General features: G+C 45.7%; 24 protein-coding genes. 22 read left to right on the top strand and 2 right to left on the bottom strand.

What is annotated here, in order from left to right; genetic code table 11:
* Positions 1-81: 81 nt before the first annotated feature.
* The 11 genes from R2J37_RS15050 to R2J37_RS15000 all read left to right on the top strand — a co-directional run bounded on the left by R2J37_RS15050 (position 82) and on the right by R2J37_RS15000 (position 11,249).
* A complete protein-coding gene (locus R2J37_RS15050; protein WP_230104938.1) occupies positions 82-1,818 on the top strand; it encodes a phospho-sugar mutase in 1,737 nt (578 codons plus the stop codon).
* 193 nt (positions 1,819-2,011) lie between these two features.
* Positions 2,012-2,287, top strand: coding sequence for a non-specific DNA-binding protein Hbs (locus tag R2J37_RS15045; protein WP_230104939.1), 276 nt, complete (start codon positions 2,012-2,014; stop codon positions 2,285-2,287).
* Between the two features lie 81 nt (positions 2,288-2,368).
* Complete coding sequence (locus tag R2J37_RS15040) at positions 2,369-2,608, top strand: RNA-binding S4 domain-containing protein (RefSeq protein WP_230104940.1); 240 nt, start codon at positions 2,369-2,371, stop codon at positions 2,606-2,608.
* A gap of 49 nt (positions 2,609-2,657) precedes the next feature.
* A complete protein-coding gene (yabP, locus tag R2J37_RS15035; protein ID WP_230104941.1) occupies positions 2,658-2,942 on the top strand; it encodes a sporulation protein YabP in 285 nt (94 codons plus the stop codon).
* Between the two features lie 4 nt (positions 2,943-2,946).
* Entirely contained in the window at positions 2,947-3,282 is a 336-nt protein-coding gene (gene yabQ, locus R2J37_RS15245) for a spore cortex biosynthesis protein YabQ (RefSeq protein WP_256195960.1), read from the top strand.
* Positions 3,283-3,349: 67 nt separating this feature from the next.
* Positions 3,350-3,673, top strand: coding sequence for a septum formation initiator family protein (locus R2J37_RS15025; protein ID WP_256195958.1), 324 nt, complete (start codon positions 3,350-3,352; stop codon positions 3,671-3,673).
* A gap of 154 nt (positions 3,674-3,827) precedes the next feature.
* On the top strand, positions 3,828-5,234 hold the full coding sequence (locus R2J37_RS15020) for a SpoIIE family protein phosphatase (protein WP_316265857.1): 1,407 nt from the start codon (positions 3,828-3,830) through the stop codon (positions 5,232-5,234).
* A 148-nt stretch (positions 5,235-5,382) separates the two neighbouring features.
* Positions 5,383-6,810: a tRNA lysidine(34) synthetase TilS gene (gene tilS, locus R2J37_RS15015; RefSeq protein ID WP_465221520.1), complete on the top strand. Its 1,428-nt coding sequence runs from the start codon at positions 5,383-5,385 to the stop codon at positions 6,808-6,810.
* On the top strand, positions 6,794-7,321 hold the full coding sequence (gene hpt / locus R2J37_RS15010) for a hypoxanthine phosphoribosyltransferase (RefSeq protein ID WP_230104945.1): 528 nt from the start codon (positions 6,794-6,796) through the stop codon (positions 7,319-7,321). Before tilS ends, hpt begins: the two co-directional genes overlap by 17 nt.
* 17 nt (positions 7,322-7,338) lie before the next feature.
* Positions 7,339-9,189 carry an ATP-dependent zinc metalloprotease FtsH gene (ftsH, locus tag R2J37_RS15005; RefSeq protein ID WP_316265854.1) on the top strand — a complete coding sequence of 617 codons (1,851 nt, stop codon included), beginning with the start codon at positions 7,339-7,341 and terminating at the stop codon, positions 9,187-9,189.
* Between the two features lie 17 nt (positions 9,190-9,206).
* Positions 9,207-11,249 carry a glycoside hydrolase family 13 protein gene (locus R2J37_RS15000; RefSeq protein WP_316265852.1) on the top strand — a complete coding sequence of 681 codons (2,043 nt, stop codon included), beginning with the start codon at positions 9,207-9,209 and terminating at the stop codon, positions 11,247-11,249.
* A gap of 74 nt (positions 11,250-11,323) precedes the next feature.
* On the opposite strand, the gene map is transcribed toward R2J37_RS15000, so the two are convergent.
* Entirely contained in the window at positions 11,324-12,133 is an 810-nt protein-coding gene (map, locus tag R2J37_RS14995; RefSeq protein WP_316265851.1) for a type I methionyl aminopeptidase, read from the bottom strand.
* Positions 12,134-12,610: 477 nt separating this feature from the next.
* On the opposite strand from map, the gene R2J37_RS14990 reads away from it, so the two are divergent.
* From R2J37_RS14990 to R2J37_RS14955, 8 genes are all read left to right on the top strand, one after another.
* Entirely contained in the window at positions 12,611-13,687 is a 1,077-nt protein-coding gene (locus R2J37_RS14990; RefSeq protein ID WP_256195948.1) for a 6-phosphofructokinase, read from the top strand.
* Between the two features lie 35 nt (positions 13,688-13,722).
* Positions 13,723-15,291 carry a DNA polymerase III subunit gamma/tau gene (gene dnaX / locus R2J37_RS14985; protein WP_316265850.1) on the top strand — a complete coding sequence of 523 codons (1,569 nt, stop codon included), beginning with the start codon at positions 13,723-13,725 and terminating at the stop codon, positions 15,289-15,291.
* A 55-nt stretch (positions 15,292-15,346) separates the two neighbouring features.
* Entirely contained in the window at positions 15,347-15,697 is a 351-nt protein-coding gene (locus R2J37_RS14980; RefSeq protein ID WP_230104951.1) for a YbaB/EbfC family nucleoid-associated protein, read from the top strand.
* An 18-nt stretch (positions 15,698-15,715) separates the two neighbouring features.
* Positions 15,716-16,312, top strand: coding sequence for a recombination mediator RecR (recR, locus tag R2J37_RS14975; RefSeq protein ID WP_230104952.1), 597 nt, complete (start codon positions 15,716-15,718; stop codon positions 16,310-16,312).
* A 3-nt stretch (positions 16,313-16,315) separates the two neighbouring features.
* On the top strand, positions 16,316-17,413 hold the full coding sequence (locus R2J37_RS14970) for a LacI family DNA-binding transcriptional regulator (RefSeq protein ID WP_230104953.1): 1,098 nt from the start codon (positions 16,316-16,318) through the stop codon (positions 17,411-17,413).
* 246 nt (positions 17,414-17,659) lie between these two features.
* On the top strand, positions 17,660-18,316 hold the full coding sequence (gene fsa / locus R2J37_RS14965; protein WP_230104954.1) for a fructose-6-phosphate aldolase: 657 nt from the start codon (positions 17,660-17,662) through the stop codon (positions 18,314-18,316).
* Positions 18,317-18,355: 39 nt separating this feature from the next.
* Entirely contained in the window at positions 18,356-19,192 is an 837-nt protein-coding gene (locus R2J37_RS14960; RefSeq protein WP_230104955.1) for a transketolase, read from the top strand.
* Entirely contained in the window at positions 19,180-20,121 is a 942-nt protein-coding gene (locus tag R2J37_RS14955; protein ID WP_316265849.1) for a transketolase family protein, read from the top strand. The genes R2J37_RS14960 and R2J37_RS14955 overlap by 13 nt, the downstream gene beginning before the upstream one ends.
* Before the next feature lie 20 nt (positions 20,122-20,141).
* On the opposite strand, the gene R2J37_RS14950 is transcribed toward R2J37_RS14955, so the two are convergent.
* A complete protein-coding gene (locus R2J37_RS14950; RefSeq protein ID WP_230104957.1) occupies positions 20,142-20,411 on the bottom strand; it encodes a helix-turn-helix domain-containing protein in 270 nt (89 codons plus the stop codon).
* Between the two features lie 163 nt (positions 20,412-20,574).
* Between R2J37_RS14950 and R2J37_RS14945 the strand changes: the two genes are divergently transcribed.
* The 3 genes from R2J37_RS14945 to R2J37_RS14935 are packed head-to-tail and all read left to right on the top strand — an operon-like array spanning position 20,575 to position 22,304.
* Positions 20,575-21,042 carry a LytR/AlgR family response regulator transcription factor gene (locus R2J37_RS14945; RefSeq protein ID WP_316265847.1) on the top strand — a complete coding sequence of 156 codons (468 nt, stop codon included), beginning with the start codon at positions 20,575-20,577 and terminating at the stop codon, positions 21,040-21,042.
* Complete coding sequence (locus R2J37_RS14940; protein WP_256195941.1) at positions 21,006-21,209, top strand: hypothetical protein; 204 nt, start codon at positions 21,006-21,008, stop codon at positions 21,207-21,209. The genes R2J37_RS14945 and R2J37_RS14940 overlap by 37 nt, the downstream gene beginning before the upstream one ends.
* Positions 21,210-21,215: 6 nt before the next feature.
* Positions 21,216-22,304: a LysM peptidoglycan-binding domain-containing protein gene (locus tag R2J37_RS14935; RefSeq protein WP_316265845.1), complete on the top strand. Its 1,089-nt coding sequence runs from the start codon at positions 21,216-21,218 to the stop codon at positions 22,302-22,304.
* The last annotated feature ends 50 nt before the right edge of the window (positions 22,305-22,354 follow it).

The raw sequence follows: 22,354 nt of genomic DNA, 5'->3' as shown, positions 1-22,354 counted from the left end.
GACAACAGCATTTCTCTTGTAAAGAGAGGAAGACCTGTTGTATAATAAGTACCATAGAAAACCACCAGGAGGTATTATATTATGGAATACAGGGAAAAGTACGAAGAATGGCTCTCCAATCCTTATTTCGATGCGGATACCAAAGCGGAGCTCAAAGGGATTGAAAACGATGAGAACGAGATAAAAGAACGTTTTTATAAGGATCTTGAGTTTGGTACGGCAGGACTTAGAGGGATCATCGGAGCAGGAACAAATCGGCTGAATATTTATACTGTTCGCAAAGCCACACAAGGACTTGCGAATTACATCCTGAAAAAAGGAATGGAAGGAAAAGGAGTGGCGATCGCTTACGATTCCCGGAATATGTCTCCGGAATTTGCAGATGAGGCGGCGCTGTGCCTGGCGGCAAACAAAATCAAGGCATACGTCTTTGAATCTCTTCGGCCAACACCGGAATTGTCCTATGCAGTACGCCATCTGGGATGTGCAGCAGGAATCAATATAACAGCAAGCCATAATCCTCCGGAATATAACGGATATAAAGTGTACTGGGAGGACGGCGCCCAGATCACACCTCCTCATGACAAAGGGATCATGGATGAGGTAAAGGCGGTTACGGATTACAATAACGTAAAGACCATGAGTCTTGATGATGCAAAAGAGGCAGGGCTGTACGAGACGATCGGGGCTGCCATTGACGACAGTTATATTGCAGAGCTGAAAAAGCAGGTGATCCATCAGGATGCGATTGATGCGGTAGGTAAGGACCTGAAGATCGTATACAGCCCGCTGCACGGAACCGGAAACATTCCGGCAAGGCGTGTGCTGAAAGAGCTTGGATTTGAAAATGTTTATGTTGTAAAAGAGCAGGAGCTGCCGGACGGAAACTTCCCGACAGTATCTTATCCGAACCCGGAGGCGGAAGAGGCTTTTGAACTGGGACTGAAGCTGGCAAAAGAGGTGGATGCAGATCTTGTTCTTGCGACAGACCCGGATGCAGACCGGCTCGGCGTTTATGTAAAAGATACAAAATCCGGAGAGTATAAAGTTCTTACAGGAAATATGTCAGGATGCCTGCTGGCGGATTATGAGATCGGACAGCGGCAGGCTGCATGGGGAAGTCTGCCGGACGACGGATATCTGATCAAAACGATTGTTACATCAAATCTGGCGGATGCTATCGCAAAAGGGTATGGAATCGGTCTTATTGAGGTGTTGACAGGGTTCAAATATATCGGACAGCAGATCCTTGGATTTGAGACAAGCGGAAAGGGAACCTATCTCTTTGGATTTGAGGAGAGTTACGGCTGCCTGATCGGTACACATGCAAGAGATAAGGATGCTATCGTTGCTACAATGGCTCTGTGCGAGGCGGCGGCGTACTACAAGACTAAAGGAAAAACATTGTGGGATGCTATGCTGGATATGTATGAAAAATACGGATATTATAAAGATTCCATTCAGTCTATTACCCTGAAAGGAATTGAAGGTCTGCAGAAGATCCAGGAGATCATGGATACCCTCAGAAAGAATCCGCCGAAGGAAGTGGCAGGATATCAGGTTCTGAAGACCAGAGACTACCAGGCAGATGAAATCCTTAACGTGGAAACAGGGGAAAAGACAGGAACCGGGCTGCCGAAATCCAATGTGCTTTACTATGATTTAAGCGACGATGCATGGCTTTGTGTAAGGCCGTCCGGAACGGAACCTAAAGTAAAATTCTATTATGGCGTAAAAGGAACATCTGTGGCAGATTCTGACGAGAAATCAGAAAAAATGGGCAAAGATGTTCTGGCAATGATCGACCAGATGCTTTAAATCGTCACAAAATCCGGAAAACCTCTGAAATAGAGGGATTTTCGGGGATTTTCCCTTGACAAACAAGGGGAAAAACTGTATAACTTTATTGAAAGGCGCCGCTGCAAAGAGAGCTGGCTTTGCAATGGCAATGTTTGAAGATTGAATAGAATTGAATAAAGGTTCTATCATAAAACAGAAGGAGGAGTTATCCATGAACAAAACAGAATTAGTAGCAGCAATTGCAGAACAGGCAGAATTGTCTAAAAAAGATACTGAAAAAGCTCTGAAAGCTTTTATCGACGTAGTTACAGAAGAACTGAAGAAAGAAGAAAAAGTACAGTTAGTAGGATTCGGAACTTTTGAAGTAAGCAAGAGAGCAGCAAGAGAAGGAAGAAATCCGCAGACAGGAAAGACAATGAAGATCGAAGCTTGCAAAGCACCAAAATTCAAAGCTGGAAAAGCTTTAAAGGATGCTGTAAACGCATAATTCTGAAGTTTTATGTGTGGAATATAATAGGGATGGCATTGCAAAAGCAGTGCCATCCTTTTTGTTAGGAGGATGATAAAAATGAGATTGGATAAATTCCTGAAGGTTTCCAGGCTGATCAAAAGAAGAACAGTGGCAAATGAAGCCTGTGATGCAGGCCGTGTCCTTGTAAACGGTAATGTGGCAAAGGCATCGGTGAAAGTAAAAGAGGGGGATATAATAGAGATCCAGTTTGGAACAAAAACAGTGAAGGTGGAAGTACTGGATATAAAAGAGACCACAAAAAAAGAAGAGGCTAAAGACTTGTTCAAATACTTGTAATAATTTCCGCATACCTTTCATATGATTATCAAGAAAGGTTGTGATGACAATGGAAGAAAAACAGGCCGGAAGAAGCCACAAACTTGTAGTAAATAACAGAAAAACGAGTTTGGTAACAGGAGTACTGGATGTCCTGTCTTTTGATTTAAATGAAATACTGCTGGAGACAGAGCAGGGGATGCTGATGGTAAAGGGGTCGGACCTGCATGTAAATCGGTTAAGCCTTGAAAAGGGAGAAGTGGATCTTGCGGGAACCATAGACAGTATGTCCTACTCGGAGGTGCATGCTCCGGGCAAGCAAAGTGCAAATATTTTAAGCAAACTTTTCCGGTGACGCCATGCCTGGGATCAAAGCAGAAGGAGCGGCGTTTTTAGAGGCAGTTCTTGCCGGAATGATTTTGTGTTGTGCGTACACCTGCATAAGATTGTTCAGGCGAATCGTGCATCATACCCTTTCCGCCATTGCTGCAGAAGATTTTCTTTTTTGGACGGGGACAGCCGTATATTTATTTGTGCAAATTTACCATACCAGTAATGGTAGTATACGATGGTACTTTATACTAGGTGTTGTGGCAGGCGGACTCTTTTTTTATCAAATGTCGAAATTTATCTCAAAAGTCCGAAAAAAAATGTACGGGAAAAAGAAGAGAGATTCCAAGAAAAGTATTGAATAAACCTGTAAAAAAAGATAAGATAGAACATAATAGTCAGAAAGATTCTGACAGACGGGTGAGTATAATTATGAGTGGTATTAAACAAAAGAATCGTGTAAGACAGCAGAGAAAAAGAGTGCAGCAGCATAAGAGAAGTATGCTGGGGATCAGCGCTGTGATCATGCTGCTTGTGATGGTGGTGTCTGTAAGCAGCATCAGTTTGCAGGCCAGGAATAAGGAGTATATTGCCCAGGAAAAAGAGCTGGAAGCAAGTATCCAGGAAGAAAAGGACCGGGCTGAAGAGATCAGTGAACTGGAAGATTACGTTGGTACGGATGAGTACATAGAACAGACGGCAAAGGACAAACTGGGACTGGTCCATGAAAATGAGATCATTTTCAAAGCCAGGTAGAATGGACGCTCTAAGGAGCGCGCAGACAGAAAATAAGTTGGAAAATACAAAAGATAAGCTTCGGGAAGAAATTCCTGAAGCTTATCTTTTATTTATTCTACAGCCATATAGAACAAAAAGCTATTGCAGATGAATGGGGCAGGAGAGTATGAATATGAGTGAGATAAAAGAAAAGGGGTTGTTTATTAATCCGTATGTAATACAGATGGACCGGTTTGCAGATTCTCTCCGGCATCTGTCAGAAACCTTTTTGAGCCTGGAAGAATATCATCAGACCTTTACCAGGGAAGAACTTGAAGATATGTTCATAAAAGTTTCGGAGAGAGTGTGTTTAAACTGCGAGAAAAAGGAATGGTGCCTGAAAGAAAACCGGGACCGCACCAGGCAGATGGTATATGAGATCCTGGCGACGGCAGAGGAATACGGGGCGGAAATGAATATAGAAGTAAAGAGAGATCTTCAGAAAAAATGTGTCATGGCGCCCAGATTTCTCAGGGAAACGCTGGAAATATTCGGAGTTGAAAAACAGAGGATGGTATGGAATCACAAAATTATCCTGAATCGCAGAGGGTGTGCAGTTCAGATGAATGCGTTTGCCGAAATGATACAAAGTGCTGCAAGAGAGCTTGATGCAGGAATCTGTATGGATGACCATCTGGAGAAAAAGGTAAAGGCGGGAATGAAGAGAATAGGACTGAAACTTTTGAGCAGCGTGTTTTTCCTGACAAAACAGGGAAGGTATGAAGTCCATTTGACATTAAAGGCACAAAGAGGACAATGTGTGGCCTCCAAGGAGGCGGCCGAGGTCCTTTCATCCTGCATAGGACGGGGAATGCTCCTTTTAAAAGGAGAGCGGCCTGTGATCGGGGAAGAATACCGGACAATCGTTTTTATGGAAGGGGCAGGATTTCATACACTGCAGGGCGTTGCGAAAATCGGAAAAGGATGCGATAAGATATCGGGAGATACTTTTCTGATGACAGAGCTTCCAGGAGGAAAGGAAGGGGTTGTCCTGTCGGACGGAATGGGGTCCGGCGAGAGTGCCTTTAAGGAAAGCGCAATGGTAGTAGAACTTTTAGAGGAACTTCTGGGGGCAGGATTTCCGCCGGAAACAGCAATACGTATGATGAACACTGCCCTGGTGGCAGGCAGGGAGGAAGTCCGCTTTTCTACAGTAGATATGTGTATTTTCGATCTTTATCAGGGAACATGTGAGATCCTGAAATCCGGGGCTTCTGTCACATTTATACGAAGCAGGGGAGGCGTGGAGAAAATCAGCTCTGCCTCACTTCCGGTGGGAGTGGTGCAGGAACTGGAGATTGAGAAAAGTGTACGCCAGCTGGAAGACGGAGATTTTGTAGTGATGGTGACAGACGGTGTGCTGGATGCTCTTCCGGTAGGAGAGCAGGAAGCCATGCTGGGAGCACTGATCGGAGGAACTACTATCTGTAATCCGGAAGAGCTGGCTCACTATATATTGGAACAGGTGCTGGAACTTTCCGGAGAGATTCCGGCAGATGATATGACGGTTCTGGCAGTGGGGATATGGAAGGCATCATAGGCGTACCGGAAGAAGTATCGGGGAGCCTGCTTGCTTTTTCCGCGGAAATTCTATATATTATGGATAACGGACCGCAGTGTTTTGGCACGCTGGAACCGGGATCGGTGTTTCGCTGATGATGAGGCGGAAAGAAGCGGGAGAGCAGATGATGTACAAAAAAGTCGAAGATTATGTAAAAATTCATAATATGCTGGAGCAAAAAGACAAGGTGATAGCAGGCGTATCGGGAGGGGCAGATTCCGTATGCCTGCTTTATGTACTTTTGGAGCTGAAGAAGAAATACAGTCTGGAGATCAGGGCGGTCCATGTCAATCACTGTCTCCGGGAAGGAGCCGCTGATGAAGATGAAGCCTATGTAAGGAAACTCTGCGCCGGGATGGAAGTGCCTTTGGAAGTGTACCGGATTGATGTGGTCCATCTGGCGAAGGAAGAGGGCATGTCCAGTGAAGAAGCGGGCAGAGCCGCAAGACGAAAGGCATTTGAAAAGGAAGCAGACAAAATGGGCGGAGCGAAGATTGCGCTGGCTCACCACAAAAACGACAATGTAGAAACACTGCTTTTAAATATTGCCAGGGGAACAGGGCTGAAAGGGCTTGGGGGGATACGCCCGGCAGCAGGCAGATATATCCATCCCCTTCTTGGCGTCTCCAGAGAAGAGATAGAGAAGTTTCTGAAAAAAAACCAGCTTTCCTACTGTATGGATGCCACAAATTATGAGGATACTTATACACGGAACCGTATCCGCAATCATATGATTCCATACATGGAACAAAAGATTAATCCCAGATTTACAGATCATGCGTGCAGTATGATGGAGCAGATGGGGAAGCTTTGGGATCATATTGCAGGGGAAGTCTGCATGGCAGAGAAAACAGCGGTAGTATACCGCGAAGATCAGGGGAAAAAAGAAGCGCTGATACAAAAAGCAGTATTTGAAAAAATTCCGGAGGCCCTACGTCCCTATCTGCTGCACCGGGTAATGGAGAAGGTAGCCGGAAGCCAGAAGGATCTGGCGGGTATTCATTTGGAGCAGACAGAGGAGCTGTTCCGAAAGCAGACGGGCAGGAAACTGGATCTGCCCTATCAGATGTGTGCCCGGCGATGCTATGAAGGCGTGGAGATTTCGAGAAATGACCGGGCCGGGGAATCCGGCGGTGAAGGGGCGCAAAGAGAGCAGTCTGACGGAAGGCTCACAAGAAAAGCAGACAGAGTGAAAATGCGTGTGCTGGGTCGGAAGGAAATGCATGAAGAACAGGACGTGACAATTTTTCAAACCCCCTACACGAAATGGTTTGATTATGATATAATTAAAAATAGTGTTACCATCAGGACTCGCCGGCCTGGCGACTACATTACGATAGACAGAAAAGGAAGGACTCAGAAGCTGAAGCAGTATTTTATTAATGAAAAAATCCCCCAAAAGGAAAGGGATGATATTCTGCTTGCGGCAGACGGAAGCCATATTCTTTGGGTGATAGGATATCGGCGGGGGTGTGCCTGTGAGGTGACGGAAAGTACAAGAAAAATTCTGGAAATTACAATAGACGGAGGAGAAAATTATGGCGGAGACAATTAGGGAGCTGGTATCAGAACAGGAAGTTGAGGCAAGAGTATGCGAGCTTGGAAGACAGATCAGTGAGGATTATGCCGGACGGCAGGTGCATCTTATCTGCGTTCTGAAGGGCGGCGTATTTTTTATGTGTGAATTAGCTAAGAGGATTACTGTGCCCGTATCCATGGATTTTATGAGTGTAAGCAGCTATGGAGACGGAACGTCTTCCAGCGGAGTAGTAAAGATCGCGAAGGATCTGGATGAATCTCTGGAAGGGAAGGACGTACTGATCGTGGAAGATATTATCGACTCCGGAAGAACCCTGTCCTATCTGATACAGATTCTGGAAAAAAGGAAACCGAGATCTCTGAAACTGTGTACGCTTCTCGATAAGCCGGAGCGCAGGGTAAAACCTGTAACAGTGGATTATGTGGGATTTAATATACCGGATGAATTTGTTGTAGGCTATGGCCTGGATTATGCGCAAAAATACAGAAATCTGCCATACATCGGTGTTGTAGAAGGTGTGGAGTAGAAAGGAGCAGCAAAGGATTGAATAATAGAAAGAACAGAGGCCTTAGCGGGCTGACGCTTTTAGTGTTTGTAGCCGTACTGTTCGCAGCGCTTTGGTTTACCAATCAGATCGATCAAAGAGAAAAAGTAATTACCTATCAGGAGTTTACACAGCTGGCCGGCGGCGGTGATATTGATACGGTGGAGGTGATTCAGAACAAAAATGTTCCTACCGGACGTTTGGAGATTGCAATGAAATCCGATGTGGAAGGTGCAGAGAGGAAGATTTTGTATGTCTCCGATGTCAATGAGATACAGGATTATCTGCAGGAAAATAATATCAGCTATACTGTTTCAGATATTCCCCAGGATAACTGGTTTATGACCAGTGTTTTCCCGACGCTGCTTATGCTGGGCGGGCTTTTGCTTCTTTTCTTTATGATGAACCGTCAGGGCGGAGGAGCAAATGCGAAGGCGATGAGCTTTGGAAAAAGCCGTGCAAGAATGAGCACAGACCGGGATAAAAAGATCACATTTGCACAGGTGGCAGGCCTGAAGGAAGAGAAAGAAGAGTTGGAGGAAATCGTAGATTTTCTGAAAGCTCCCAAAAAATATATACAGGTAGGGGCAAGGATTCCCAAAGGCGTTCTGTTGGTAGGACCTCCGGGAACCGGAAAGACTCTGCTGGCAAAGGCCGTAGCAGGAGAGGCGGGCGTTCCGTTTTTCAGCATATCAGGTTCTGACTTCGTGGAGATGTTTGTAGGTGTAGGCGCTTCCCGTGTCAGAGACTTGTTCGAAGAGGCGAAGAAAAACGCCCCCTGCATTATTTTTATTGATGAGATCGATGCGGTTGCCAGAAGAAGGGGCACCGGAATGGGCGGCGGCCATGATGAGAGAGAGCAGACTTTGAATCAGCTCCTTGTAGAGATGGATGGATTCGGAGTGAATGAAGGGATTATCGTGATGTCCGCCACGAACCGCGTAGATATTCTTGATCCGGCTATCCTTCGCCCGGGACGCTTTGACAGAAAGGTTGCAGTAGGAAGACCGGATGTGCAGGGCCGGGAGGAGATCTTGAAAGTTCATGCCAAGGGCAAACCTCTCGGAGATGATGTGGATCTGCAGCAGATCGCACAGACAACTGCAGGATTTACGGGAGCAGATCTTGAAAATCTTTTGAACGAGGCAGCGATCCTTGCAGCGAAGGACGGAAGAGTCTATCTGCAGCAGTCAGACATTCGCCACGCTTTTGTAAAGGTGGGAATCGGAGCAGAGAAGAAGAGCCGTGTGATTTCCGATAAAGAGAAGAGAATTACCGCTTATCACGAAGCAGGGCATGCGATCTTGTTCCATGTTCTTCCGAATGTGGGTCCGGTATACAGTGTGTCTATTATTCCTACAGGAGTAGGGGCGGCAGGTTATACTATGCCTTTGCCGGAGAAGGATGAGCTGTTTAACACAAAGGGAAAAATGCTTCAGGACATTACCGTGGCTCTTGGAGGCCGTGTGGCAGAGGAAGAGATTTTTGACGATATTACCACAGGAGCATCACAGGATATTAAGCAGGCAACAAGTCTGGCAAGATCTATGGTTACGAAGTTTGGTATGTCAGAAAAGATCGGACTGATCAACTATGATAATGACAGCGATGAGATTTTTATCGGACGGGATCTTGCCCATGCATCCAGAGGATATGGGGAGCAGGTTGCTGCTTCTATTGATCAGGAAGTGAAAAATATTATTGATAGCTGCTATGATCGTGCAAGGCAGATTATCCGTAAGTATCACAGTGTACTGGAAGCATGTGCACAGCTATTGTTGGAAAAGGAAAAAATTACCAGAGAAGAATTTGAAGCTCTTTTTGATGGAGTTGAAATTTCGGAAATGTAAAGTCAGGCGGCGATGGAATGAATAAAAAGGCATTATTTTGTGACGGAACAGGGAATTATGTTTTTCCGCCGGAACCTCTTGCGGGACAGCAGGTTACTCTTCAGTTTCGGACCGGGGCCGGAGAAGCAGATCAGGTATTTCTGATCACCGAAAGCCAGGAGTACGAGATGGAAAAGAGAAGCACCTCCGGGGTGTTTGATTATTATGCAGCGGTCGTACAGCTGGGAGAAGACAGATTCCGCTACAGTTTTCGGGTTGTAGCGGGGGAAGAAGTATGTTATTACAATCAGTTCGGGGTGATGCAGGAGAGGATCACAGATTATGCATTTGAGATCGCTCCGGGATTTACGACTCCGGATTGGGCAAAAGGTGCAGTAATGTACCAGATTTTTGTGGATCGCTTTTATAATGGAGATCCATCCAATGATGTGGAGGATGGAGAATATATATATATTGGAGAACCGACTACCAGGGTGCGGGACTGGAACAAATATCCGGCTGATATGGGAGTTCGAGAATTTTATGGAGGAGACTTGAAGGGAGTCTTTGAAAAGCTGGATTATCTTCAGGATCTTGGAGTAGAGGTTATTTATTTTAATCCGCTGTTTGTCTCTCCTTCCAATCATAAATATGACATACAGGATTATGATTACATTGATCCCCACTATGGAGAAATTGTAGAAGACGGGGGAGAAAATCTTCCGTCGGGAGCAGTGGATAATTTACATGCGACTAAATATCAGAAAAGGGTGACAGATAGAAAAAATCTGGAGGCCAGCAACCGATTGTTCATCAGACTGGTGGAAGAGCTCCATAAAAGAGGGATGAAAGTTATTCTGGACGGAGTCTTTAATCACTGCGGTTCTTTCAATAAATGGATGGATCGTGAGAGGATTTATGAGGGACAGGAAGGTTATGCCAAAGGTGCCTACATTTCTTCAGACAGCCCATACCGCAGTTTCTTTGAGTTTTATGATAATGATGGAAGCTGCTGGCCCTACAATGGGAGTTATGACGGCTGGTGGGGGCATGACACCCTTCCTAAGCTGAATTACGAAGACTCGGCAGAGCTGGAGGATTATATTATTTCCATTGGAAAGAAATGGGTGTCTCCTCCTTATAATGTGGATGGCTGGCGCCTTGATGTTGCGGCTGATCTGGGACACAGTAAGGAGTACAATCATTATTTTTGGAAAAGATTTCGCCGGGAGATAAAAAAAGTGAACCCGGATGCCCTTATTTTGGCGGAACATTACGGGGATCCACAGGAATGGCTGCAGGGAGACGAGTGGGATTCTGTGATGAACTATGATGCGTTTATGGAACCCGTAACCTGGTTCCTTACGGGAATGGAAAAGCACAGTGATGAGGACAGAGAAGAGCTGCATGGAAATACAGACAGTTTTATCCGGGCCATGTTCCACCACATGTCTCATATGCTGATGCCATCTCTCCAGGTTGCCATGAATGAGCTTTCCAACCACGATCATTCCCGGTTTCTTACAAGGACCAACCACATGGTGGGCAGGGCCAAGGACCTGGGGCCTGAAAAAGCAGAAGAATATGTAAATCTTGCCGTGATGCGCGAGGCGGTTACCATCCAGATGACCTGGGTAGGAGCGCCGACAATATATTATGGTGATGAAGCGGGACAGTGCGGCTTTACAGATCCGGATAACCGAAGAACCTATCCATGGGGAAACGAGGATCATGATCTTATTGCTTTTCACAAAGAGCTAATCCGGATACACAAACAGTATGAGGTGTTTAAGACCGGATCGCTGCAGTGGCTTGTAAAGGAAGAGAATCTTCTGGCCTACGGGCGGTTTAACAGCGACGACCAATTTGTCATTATCATCAATCACAGCAGTGAACTCAAAGAAGTACATGTGCCGGTGTGGGTTCTGGGCGTGCCGCTTAAAGGAGGTATGAGGCGGCTGATCTATTCCTATGAAAACGGGTATACAACAGAATTTGATGAGATTCATGTAGTAGATGGAGAAATTGTAGTGAATATGGGGAGTCATTCTGCCCTGGTTGCAAAGAACAAAGTATTTTAAAACGGGATAAAAATGTGGATGAACATATGGAATAAAAGTCAGAAGACAAAATAAGGGGGCTTTGAAAAGCCCCCTTATTTTGTCAGCACTTCCGCACCATCCTCGGTAATAAGTACCATATATTCGATCTGTGCCGAGAGTCCGTCGTCAATGGTATAGACCGTCCACCCATTGTCTTCGTCGATAAAGAAATCGGGACTACCTTCATTGATCATAGGCTCAATGGTGAACATCATGCCGGGAACAAGAACCATTTCCGTACCCCTGGGCGTTACGTAGCTTACGAAGGGTTCCTCATGAAATTCCAGTCCGATTCCGTGTCCGCCGATATCTTCAACTACAGAATAACCGTTTGCCCGGGCGTGGGAGTTGATGGCATGCGCAATATCGCCCAGATGGCCCCATGGACGCGCTTCTTTCAGACCCAGCTCCACACACTCCTGAGTGACGCGCAGTAATTTTTGGGCTCTTTCATCAACATTGCCGATGGCAAACATGCGGGAAGCATCGGAATAGTACCCGTCCAGAATGGTGGAGACATCTACATTGATGATATCGCCGTCCTGTAAAATCTCCTCTTCGCTGGGGATACCGTGACAGATGACATTATTGATGGAAGTGCACACACTTTTTGGAAAACCTTCGTAATTTAAGGGCGCCGGGATCCCGCCGTGTTCTGTAGTATAATCATAGACCAGACGGTCGATCTGGGCGGTGCTCATACCGGCCCGAATATGGGAGGCAACATGGTCCAGAACAGCTGTGTTCAGAGCAGCACTTTCCCTGATCTTTTTTATCTGCTCCGGAGTCTTTAAAAGAGAACGATCCGGGACGATCTCTCCTTTTGCAGCAAGCGTCCAGAGTTTTACATCATATTTGTGCATTATTTGATACCTGCTTTCTTTCATGAAATAGATTTCTGATACACAGTATATCCCTTTTCACGTTTCAGGTAAAGGGAGAGAGGCTCTTTTTCCTTGTGCCCGTTTTGAAAATAAGGTATAATGTCCACGTAGGCAATGAGCCGTGCAAAAATGCGAGAAGCGCAAACGCCTGCTTGCAGGCGGTTTGAGGTTTTCGCATTTTTATAGGGCGAAGCCCGTGAGCGAGAACCCGGAGGGTTGGAGCTGGCACGGCGTCAAGAGTCCGAAGAAGGGGCGAAGCCCGTGAGCGAGGACCCGGAGGGTTGGAGCTGGCACGGCGGGTAGCGCGCCGGAGGAGGGGCGAAGCCCGTGAGCGAGAACCCGGAGGGTTGGAGCTGGCACGGCGGGTAGCGCGCCGGAGGAGGGGCGAAGCCCGTGAGCGAGAACCCGGAGGGTTGGAGCGCGCCAATGTGCACGATAGAAAGGAGTGAATGACTTATGTTGAGAATCGGAATGCTTACCAGCGGTGGTGACTGTCAGGCTTTAAATGCTGCTATGCGAGGAGTAGTAAAGGGACTTTTCTCAAAAAGAAATGATGTGGAGATTTATGGGTTTAAGGATGGATACAAGGGACTGATCTATTCTGAGTTCAAGATGCTTACATCATCTGATTTTTCAGGGATTCTCACAAGGGGAGGAACGATTCTGGGGACGTCCAGACAACCTTTTAAGATGATGAGGGTTCCGGATGAGAATGGTCTGGATAAAGTGGAAGCGATGAAGCATACCTATCATAAGCTGAACCTTGACTGTCTGGTGATACTTGGAGGAAATGGAACACATAAGACGGCCAATCTTCTTCGGGAGGAGGGGTTGAACGTCATTACGCTTCCTAAGACGATTGATAATGATCTGTGGGGAACAGATATGACCTTTGGTTTTCAGAGTGCAGTAGATATTGCAACAGATACCATCGACCGGATCCATACAACTGCAACTTCGCACAGCCGTGTGTTTATTGTAGAGGTAATGGGACATAAAGTCGGATGGGTAACTCTTCATGCAGGAATTGCCGGAGGAGCGGATATCATATTGCTTCCGGAAATACCCTACGATATTAAAGTGGTGACAGATGCGATAAAAAGAAGAGCTGATGCCGGCAAGCATTTTACAATTATAGCTGTAGCAGAAGGAGCGATTTCGAAAGAGGATGCCAAGCTTTCCAAAAAAGAGCTGAAGGCGAAGAAAGCGAAGGAAAATTATCCTTCTGTTGCCTATGAAATCGCAGAGAAGATTCAGAAGAAAATGGATCAGGAAGTGCGCATTACCGTGCCGGGACACACTCAAAGAGGGGGCTCCCCCTGTCCTTATGACCGAGTTCTGGCAACCCGTCTGGGAGCGGCTGCAGCGGATATGATCATGGACGGAGATTTCGGTTATATGGTAGCAATCAAGAGGGGAGAGGTGACAAAAACGCCTCTTTCTGAAGTGGCAGGTAAACTGAAAGTAGTGGATCCGGAATCTGGTATTATTAAAGAAGCAAGACTGACAGGAATCAGTTTTGGAGATCAATAGCAGACAGACAAAATCAGCCAGAAGGAGTGCATCAGATGGGATATATGGCATTATACCGGAAGTTCAGGCCCGGTGAATTTGAGGATGTCAAAGGTCAGGATGCGATCGTGACAACATTGAAAAATCAGATACGGACGGACCGTATCGGACATGCGTACCTTTTCTGCGGAACGCGGGGAACGGGGAAAACCACAGTGGCCAAGATTTTTGCCAAAGCGGTGAACTGTGAGCATCCAAATGAGGGAAGTCCGTGCGGAGAATGTGCAATGTGCCGATCCATAGCGGCAGGCACATCCATGAATGTGATAGAGATTGATGCGGCGTCCAACAATGGCGTGGATAATATCCGGGAGATACGTGAGGAAGTTGCATACCGGCCAACGGAAGGAAAATATAAGGTTTACATCATTGACGAGGTCCATATGCTGTCTATCGGGGCATTTAATGCGCTCCTGAAAACATTGGAAGAACCGCCGGAATATGTTATTTTTATTCTGGCAACAACGGAAGCCCACAAAATTCCGGTGACCATCCTGAGCAGATGTCAGAGATATGATTTTAAAAGGATTTCTATTGATACCATATCCGGACGCCTTGATGAACTGATCAAAAAAGAAGGACTGGATGTAGAAGAGAAGGCAGTGCGGTATATTGCCCGGATGGCGGATGGTTCTATGAGGGACGCCCTAAGCCTTCTGGATCAGTGCGCCGCATTTTACATCGGACAGAGGCTGACCTATGACAATGTGCTGGAAGTATTGGGGGCGGTTGATGCGGATGTACTCGGCCGCCTTCTTGAACAGCTTCTTGCCCGGGATGTGAAGAAAGTGATCGAAACAGTGGATGAACTGGTTATGCAGGGAAGAGAGCTTTCGCAATTGTCAGCAGATTTCACCTGGTATCTTCGCAATCTGCTTCTTGTAAAAAGTTCGGAAGAGATGGAAGATGTGCTGGATGTATCAACAGAGAATCTGGAGAGGATCAAGGAAGAAGCAAAGAGGATTGAAACTGATGAACTGATCCGTTATATACGGATTTTCTCGGACCTTAGCAATCAATTGAAGTATGCAACGCAGAAGAGAGTGCTTACAGAAGTAACTTTTATCCGGCTGTGCCGTCCCCAGATGGAGGTAAAGACAGACACCATTCTTTCCAGAATACGTGCTCTGGAAGATGAGGTAAAGAAAAAGCTGGCAGCACTGCCAGAGGGACAAAGAACCGTATATGTTCAGAATACGGAGAAAGAGGAAATACATCCGAAACCCAAGCTGCCAAAGGCACTGAGTGAGGATGTGAGGGCAGTAGCGGCGAATTTCGGACAGATCCGGGAAGCGGCGCCGGCAGGGCTTAGACAGTATCTGAAAAAGGCCCGCTTAAGTGCAGGAGAAAATAATCACCTGATCATTGTACTGGAGGACGAGGTGAGCGCAGGCTTTGTGGGCACAGAGGAACATAAAAACGAAATCAAGCGCATCATTGCTGAGAAAACCGGCAAAGAAATGGATATAGATGTGCGGCAGGTAGAAAACGGGCGCACTTTCGAGGACAGCTATGTGGATATCGAGGAGGTTATTCACATGGAGATCACAGAAGAAGAGGAATAAGACATTATCACACAATATTTGGAATAACAGTATTTGAAATAAGGAGGATATTTACATGGCGAAAAGAGGAGGATTTCCCGGAGGAATGCCGGGAAACATGGCAAATTTAATGAAACAGGCGCAGAAGATGCAGCGTCAGATGGAAGAACAGGCAAAAGAAATGGAGACAAAGGAATTTTCTGCTACAGCAGGGGGCGGTGCGGTAGAGGCGACAGTCTCCGGAACAAAGAAGCTCCTGAAAGTGAAGCTGGATGAAGAAGCGGTAGATCCGGATGATGTGGAAATGCTGGAAGATATGATCGTTGCAGCTGTGAATGAAGCGATGGACAAGGCCGATGCGGAATCGGCGGCCGGCATGTCACGGCTGACCGGCGGTATGGGCGGCGGAATGCCGGGACTTTTCTAGGCTTGGCGGTGACGATCTATGGATTATTACAGCAGTCAGATAAGCAAACTGATTGAGCAGTTTTCCCGGCTTCCTGGAATCGGACCAAAGTCCGCACAAAGACTGGCATTTCATTTGATCCATATGCCGGATGATCAGGTGCGTGAGCTGGCGGATACGATCGTGAAAGCAAAGGAAAATGTCCGCTACTGTTCTGTGTGCTGTACACTGACAGATCAGGAAATCTGCCCTATCTGTGCCAGCAAGGAGAGGGATCACAAGACGATTATGGTAGTGGAAACACCCAGAGATCTGGCAGCTTATGAAAAGACGGGAAAATATGATGGTGTCTATCATGTCCTTCACGGCGCGATCTCTCCGATGCTGGGGATCGGGCCTGGTGATATTAAGCTGAAAGAGCTGATGGAGCGTTTAAGAGATGATGTGAATGAGGTGATCATCGCAACCAATTCCAGCTTGGAGGGGGAAACAACTGCAATGTATATCAGCAAACTGATCAAACCTGTTGGGATTAAGGTGAGCCGTATTGCCAGTGGTGTTCCTGTAGGAGGAGATCTGGAATATATTGATGAGGTAACGCTTCTTCGGGCGCTGGAAGGAAGGACGGAGATATAGAAAATGTCTGGTAAGAAAAAAGTGACTTCTACTGATATTGCACGGGCAGCAGGAGTTTCACAGTCTACAGTATCGATGGTGCTTAACAGAAAATACAATGTATCTTTCTCTAAAGAAACAGTAGAGAAAGTGGAAAAGGCTGCCAGAGAACTGGGGTATGTACTTCCGAAGAGAAAACTCCGCCGGGAGAGCCGGGGAGAAAAACTGTTGGTCGTATTCTGTTCCAATTTGACGAATCCATATTATGTGATGCTTCTGCAAGGGATTGAGTCGAGGGCAAAGGAGCAGGGATATGGCCTCTTTGTCTGTAATACTCAAAGAGACCTGAAAATGGAAGAACGATATCTGAAAATGATGAAGTCACTTAAACCGCTGGGGATTATCTATACCTGCAATCCCAGTCATTGTTTTATGGATACGGTGGAAAAGCTGGCAGAGGAGATCCCTGTTGTCATAGTAAATAATCAAAATGAACGCCTTAATGTGGATGCGGTAGAGCTGGACAACTCCAAACTGGGGCGGATCATGGCAAAACATTTGCTGGATTTAGGTCACAAAAAAGTTGCTTATATAGCGCCTCCGCTTACAGTAAGGCAGAAACAGCGCTCCAAGAGAGTAGAAGGATTTCTGAAAGAGTTTGAAAAGGCCGGTCTAAAGGATCAGGTTGTGATCCGGGCAGCGGCAGAAGAACTGGATCAGGATGTGGCACATATTGATTCGGAATATCTGATCGGTTATGAGCTGACAAAAGAGCTTCTGGAGGAACGGACAGAGGTAACAGCCATCGTGGGACTGAACGATATGATCGCCTTCGGAATCCTGGACGCTTTGCAGGAGGCAAAGCTGAAAGTGCCGGGGGATATCTCTGTTATGGGATGCGATAATACGCTGTTTGCCAGAATGCATAAGGTATCTCTTACTACAATTGAGCATTTCGTCATCTTTAAAGGGAGGGATGCCTGCGATATCATTATGAAGAAAATCGCGTCCCAGCGGACAAAATATTATGACATTGACCCCATCAGTACCTACCATGTGGAGTATGAACCGAAGCTGATCCAGAGAGGGACAACTTCCTATCCCAGGCGGGCAAAAAAATAAAATTAATGCATTTGAAGAAAATATTAATAATAATTTTTGGATAGCAGGATAAAAGTATTTAAAATCCAGGCAAAAAGACAGGTTATATAATCAAAACAGCAAAAGAGTTAAAACAATGCATTGATAAATCCATATAATTAATAAGATAAATTATTAATAAAAAAGGAGTCCTATTGACCTGATTCTTCTTTGGAGGATATAATAGAATCAACGAACCAAGCATCGATTTTAAAGGAGGAAATAAGGATGAAATTTTTTATTGACACAGCCAAAGTAGAGGATATCAAAAAGGCAAATGATATGGGCGTGATCTGTGGAGTAACGACAAATCCGTCTTTGATCGCAAAGGAAGGACGCGTGTTTGAAGAAGTGATCGCGGAGATTGCGTCTATCGTGGACGGTCCGATCAGCGGTGAAGTAAAGGCTACAACAGTTGACGCTGAAGGGATGATCAAAGAAGGACGTGAGATTGCGAAGATCCATCCCAACATGGTTGTGAAGATTCCTATGACTGTAGAAGGACTTAAGGCCTGCAAACAGCTTTCATCCGAGGGAATCAAGACAAATGTTACACTGATCTTTACTGCAAACCAGGCTCTTCTGGCAGCAAGAGCAGGGGCGACTTATGTATCTCCATTCCTGGGACGTCTGGATGATATTTCTGTAAGAGGTGTGGATCTGATCCGTGAAATTGCAGAAATCTTCGAGATCGCAGGAGATATTGACACACAGATCATTGCAGCAAGTATACGTCATCCAATGCATGTAACAGACTGCGCGCTGGCAGGAGCACATATTGCAACTGTACCGTATGCAGTTATTGAGAAAATGACAAAACATCCTCTGACAGATGTGGGAATCGAGAAATTCCAGGCCGACTATAAAGCTGTATTTGGGGAATAGGTTAAGAGGGCTGATGAATAAAAGCAGGAGGCAATTTTCATGAATAAAAAAGAATTAATGAAGACTGCAAATGAGATCCGAAAGGGAGTGCTTACTGCAACTCACAGTGCGAAGTCCGGACATCCGGGCGGATCTTTGTCTGCAGCAGATATTTATACGTATCTCTATTTTGAAGAGATGAATATCGATCCAAAAAATCCGAAAAAGGCAGATCGTGACCGGTTTGTGCTGTCCAAAGGACATACAGCACCGGGATATTATTCTGCACTGGCACAGAAAGGTTTTTTCCCGGTAGAAGATCTGACTACGCTTCGTAAGACAGGCTCTTATCTCCAGGGACATCCGGATATGAAGCATATTCCGGGAGTGGATATGTCTTCAGGATCTCTGGGACAGGGAATTTCAGCAGCAGTGGGAATGGCGATTTCAGCCAAATTATCCGGTGACACATACCGTGTGTACACACTTCTGGGTGATGGCGAGATTCAGGAAGGCCAGGTGTGGGAGGCGGCTATGCTGGCAGCTCACCGCAAACTGGACAACCTGGTTGTGATCGTGGACAATAATAATCTCCAGATTGACGGTAAAATTACAGAAGTTAATTCTCCGTACCCGATCGATAAGAAATTTGAGGCATTTAATTTCCATGTTATCAATATTGACGGACATAATTTTGATGAGATAGCGGCAGCGTTTAAGGAAGCAAGAGAGACGAAAGGGCAGCCGACAGCTATTATTGCAAAGACAGTGAAAGGAAAAGGAGTTTCCTTTATGGAAAATCAGGTTTCCTGGCATGGAAGCGCTCCAAATGATGAGCAGTATGCAGCTGCAATGGAAGAGTTAGAAAAGGCAGGTGAAGCAATATGTCAGATGTAAAGAAAATTGCTACAAGAGAAAGCTATGGAAATGCATTGGCAGAACTTGGGAAAAAACATGAGGACATTGTAGTCCTGGACGCCGACCTGGCAGCAGCTACAAAGACAGGCGTATTCAAGAAAGCGTTTCCGGAGCGTCATATAGACTGTGGTATTGCGGAGTCCAATATGATGGGAGTTGCAGCGGGAATCGCAGCAACAGGGAAGGTTCCTTTTGCAAGCTCTTTTGCCATGTTTGCAGCAGGGCGTGCGTTTGAGCAGGTGAGAAACTCCATCGGCTATCCGAAATTAAATGTGAAGATCGGAGCGACACATGCCGGCATCTCTGTAGGAGAGGACGGGGCTACCCATCAGTGCAACGAGGATATCGCGCTGATGAGAACCATTCCGGGTATGGTTGTGATCAATCCTTCCGATGATGTGGAGGCAAAAGCAGCGGTAGAAGCGGCTTATGAACATCAGGGCCCTGTATATCTGCGTTTTGGACGTCTTGCAGTTCCGGTTATCAACGATAATCCGGATTACAAATTTGAGCTTGGCAAGGCAGTTGTTCTCCGTGAGGGAACAGACGTTACCATTATTGCTACAGGTCTTACTGTGTCAGAATCTCTGGAAGCAGCGAAGAAGCTTGAAGCAGATGGGATCAGTGCACAGGTGGTTAATATGCATACCATCAAACCTCTGGATGAGGAAGCTGTGATCAGTGCAGCTGCAAAGACAGGCAAGATCGTGACAGTGGAAGAGCATTCTATTATCGGAGGCCTGGGAAGTGCAGTATGTGATGTAGTTGCGGAAAAAGCTCCGGCGAAAGTGATGAAGATCGGTATCAACGATACATTTGGAGAATCCGGTCCGGCTGTAGAATTGATCCGCAAATACGGATTAGATGCCGAAAGTATCTATGAAAAAGTAAAGAAATTCTGCGAATAGCAATAAAAAAGCAGCACCTGTCATGGGCTGCTTTTTTTTTCGGAAATAACAGAGCCATCCAGCAGAGTGTTTGGGCTGACCTGGAAGAAGCGTGCAAGAGCCAGTACTTCATAGTCAGGAACAAAACGGCTACCCTGTTCAATTCTAAGGATCGTCAGATCACTGAAATCATAACCCTGAAGCTGTAACTTTTCTGCAAGTTCTTTTTGGGTCAGTTTTGCCTGTTTGCGCAGCACCCGGATGGATGGGCCAATGATATTTTTTGTTTTTCCGTTCCAGTATATTTTCATATCGATCCCTGCCCAAAATATTTTCTGTGTCTAGTATGTTAAAAAGGCAACGTATTTATATTGATATTAGACCAATTAATTGATAAAATACTTCTAAAGATGAAGTTTTTTGGCGAAATAGGGGAATGCCGGTAACAGGAAAGGTATGTGAGGAGGGAGCGGGATGCATCAGACTACAACGCTTCACGAAAGCGGATTTGATGGGGAAAAGAAAGATGATCGAAAGATATTAAAACAATATCTGGAAAAGATAATGGGATATATGGAGGAAAATAAGTGCAGCAGAAAAAGATTTCTTGTTCTTCCCTATCGGAAGAATGAATTTGTTCTTGATGAAGAAGAAATTGAATATATAGAGAGGGATAAAAGGATCACCAAAATTCACACATTAAATGGGATTGTCCTTACGACCATGAAGATGTCAGAGGTGGAAGCGTATCTGGATAAGGAAAGATTTGTAATGTGCCATAACAGTTTTATTGTGAATCTGGAGAAAATCCGTATCTTTGGAAGAGCGGAAATCACACTTCGCAGCGGAGACAAGGTTCCCATCAGCAGATCTCACTGGAAGCAGACAAGAGATACATTTGAAAAATGGACAGAAGAAAATATGAAAAAAGGCGGCGTGTAGCTGCCTTTTTTATTCTGACAGAAAAGAACAAAGCTGTATGCCGGAGACAGACGGAAGATGTCGAAGGTGGAAAAAAGAAAACGGAAACTTCTGTGGACAGGCTCCAGCTTATGATAAAATGCGCAAAAACCTTATGCTATGATAATCAAAAATATGCAATGAGGTGAGAGTATATGGAAAGAAAGTTTCCGAAGAATGTAAGGCAGGTAGGAAACGTATGTGACACGCCCAAAATTTACGTGGAAGATTACGTAGATACTTACCTTGCCCAGTTAAGGGACAAGGCGTCGGACATGCCTGTAGGAGCGCTTCTGATGGGAGAAAGCCTGTCGATAGAAGGACAGGAATGTGTGTGCATTACCGGTGCGGTCCAGATAAAGGAAGTAGAAGAAAATGCAGGGGAGATCAAGATCCTGCCCGGTATTCTGGAAGAAGCAAAGGAGGAGTGCAAAACTTATTTTCCGGAAAAAGATATAGTAGGGTGGTTCCTGATCGCTCCCGGCAGGCCGATGACATTGTCCGGCAGCATGGTGAAGATCCATGAACAGATTTTTACAAAGAAGAATAGTATTTTCATATTAAAGCATGCAGAAGAGGATGAAGAGATTTATTTCGCATACAAATATCATGAATTAATGCAGATGGGCGGATATTATATTTTCTATGAAAAAAACCCGGAGATGCAGAATTACATGATCAATACACGGCGGCAGATTGGCGTGACACCCAGTGAAGTGGTTGAGGATCGAGCTGCAAAGAATTTTCGTTCTGCGATAAAAGAAAAAATGGAAGTGCAGGAGCAGAAAAATAATTCCAAGCTGGTATATCTTACAAGTGCGCTGCTGGTTGTGGTAGTGCTGGCAATCGGTATCTCGACCATGAATAATTATGATAAGATGAACTCTGTACAGTCTTCTATAGAAACGCTGTCAAAATCCGTGCAGGGCAGCGGCGAGGAAGAGAGGCAGCCGGAAGCCGGCGCTGATGCGAAAGCGGCAGGTGATCCGGACAGTGAGGAGGCGGCTGCCCAGGGGGATAGCGGGCAGGAGGAAGAGGCTTCTTCGGACATACAGCCTCCTACATCTACCATACAGGAAGAATTAAGCGAGGAAGATTATTATACAGTACAAAGGGGAGATACATTGGACAAGATCAGCCTGAAATTGTACGGAACAACAGAAGAAGCGGAGGCAATCTGTAAAATGAACGGGCTCACAGATGGGAACCTTATTTTCATTGGTCAGAAATTGCTGCTACCATAACAGGGGAAGAGTGTGTTATACTGTACGCATAACGTAGACTAAAGAGGTTG

The sequence above is a fragment of the Claveliimonas bilis genome (assembly GCF_030296775.1).
GTDB lineage: Bacteria > Bacillota > Clostridia > Lachnospirales > Lachnospiraceae > Claveliimonas > Claveliimonas bilis.
The sequence above is the reverse complement of the archived record's forward strand: the minus strand, read 5'-3'. Positions and strand labels throughout refer to the sequence as shown.

What these genes read in the sequence shown, in the direction of transcription:
- R2J37_RS15045 (WP_230104939.1), top strand. Translation starts at nt 2,012, where the DNA reads ATGAACAAAACAGAATTAGTAGCAGCAATTGCAGAACAGGCAGAATTG.
- R2J37_RS14935 (WP_316265845.1), top strand. Translation starts at nt 21,216, where the DNA reads ATGGAAAGAAAGTTTCCGAAGAATGTAAGGCAGGTAGGAAACGTATGT.
- R2J37_RS14940 (WP_256195941.1), top strand. Translation starts at nt 21,006, where the DNA reads ATGGACAGAAGAAAATATGAAAAAAGGCGGCGTGTAGCTGCCTTTTTT.
- R2J37_RS14960 (WP_230104955.1), top strand. Translation starts at nt 18,356, where the DNA reads ATGAATAAAAAAGAATTAATGAAGACTGCAAATGAGATCCGAAAGGGA.
- R2J37_RS14970 (WP_230104953.1), top strand. Translation starts at nt 16,316, where the DNA reads ATGTCTGGTAAGAAAAAAGTGACTTCTACTGATATTGCACGGGCAGCA.
- R2J37_RS15000 (WP_316265852.1), top strand. Translation starts at nt 9,207, where the DNA reads ATGAATAAAAAGGCATTATTTTGTGACGGAACAGGGAATTATGTTTTT.
- R2J37_RS14945 (WP_316265847.1), top strand. Translation starts at nt 20,575, where the DNA reads ATGCATCAGACTACAACGCTTCACGAAAGCGGATTTGATGGGGAAAAG.
- map (WP_316265851.1), bottom strand. Translation starts at nt 12,133, where the DNA reads ATGCACAAATATGATGTAAAACTCTGGACGCTTGCTGCAAAAGGAGAG.
- dnaX (WP_316265850.1), top strand. Translation starts at nt 13,723, where the DNA reads ATGGGATATATGGCATTATACCGGAAGTTCAGGCCCGGTGAATTTGAG.
- R2J37_RS15050 (WP_230104938.1), top strand. Translation starts at nt 82, where the DNA reads ATGGAATACAGGGAAAAGTACGAAGAATGGCTCTCCAATCCTTATTTC.
- recR (WP_230104952.1), top strand. Translation starts at nt 15,716, where the DNA reads ATGGATTATTACAGCAGTCAGATAAGCAAACTGATTGAGCAGTTTTCC.
- R2J37_RS14980 (WP_230104951.1), top strand. Translation starts at nt 15,347, where the DNA reads ATGGCGAAAAGAGGAGGATTTCCCGGAGGAATGCCGGGAAACATGGCA.
- R2J37_RS14990 (WP_256195948.1), top strand. Translation starts at nt 12,611, where the DNA reads ATGTTGAGAATCGGAATGCTTACCAGCGGTGGTGACTGTCAGGCTTTA.
- yabQ (WP_256195960.1), top strand. Translation starts at nt 2,947, where the DNA reads ATGCCTGGGATCAAAGCAGAAGGAGCGGCGTTTTTAGAGGCAGTTCTT.
- R2J37_RS14955 (WP_316265849.1), top strand. Translation starts at nt 19,180, where the DNA reads ATGTCAGATGTAAAGAAAATTGCTACAAGAGAAAGCTATGGAAATGCA.
- R2J37_RS15025 (WP_256195958.1), top strand. Translation starts at nt 3,350, where the DNA reads ATGAGTGGTATTAAACAAAAGAATCGTGTAAGACAGCAGAGAAAAAGA.
- R2J37_RS15040 (WP_230104940.1), top strand. Translation starts at nt 2,369, where the DNA reads ATGAGATTGGATAAATTCCTGAAGGTTTCCAGGCTGATCAAAAGAAGA.
- yabP (WP_230104941.1), top strand. Translation starts at nt 2,658, where the DNA reads ATGGAAGAAAAACAGGCCGGAAGAAGCCACAAACTTGTAGTAAATAAC.
- hpt (WP_230104945.1), top strand. Translation starts at nt 6,794, where the DNA reads ATGGCGGAGACAATTAGGGAGCTGGTATCAGAACAGGAAGTTGAGGCA.
- tilS (WP_465221520.1), top strand. Translation starts at nt 5,383, where the DNA reads ATGTACAAAAAAGTCGAAGATTATGTAAAAATTCATAATATGCTGGAG.
- R2J37_RS15020 (WP_316265857.1), top strand. Translation starts at nt 3,828, where the DNA reads ATGAGTGAGATAAAAGAAAAGGGGTTGTTTATTAATCCGTATGTAATA.
- R2J37_RS14950 (WP_230104957.1), bottom strand. Translation starts at nt 20,411, where the DNA reads ATGAAAATATACTGGAACGGAAAAACAAAAAATATCATTGGCCCATCC.
- fsa (WP_230104954.1), top strand. Translation starts at nt 17,660, where the DNA reads ATGAAATTTTTTATTGACACAGCCAAAGTAGAGGATATCAAAAAGGCA.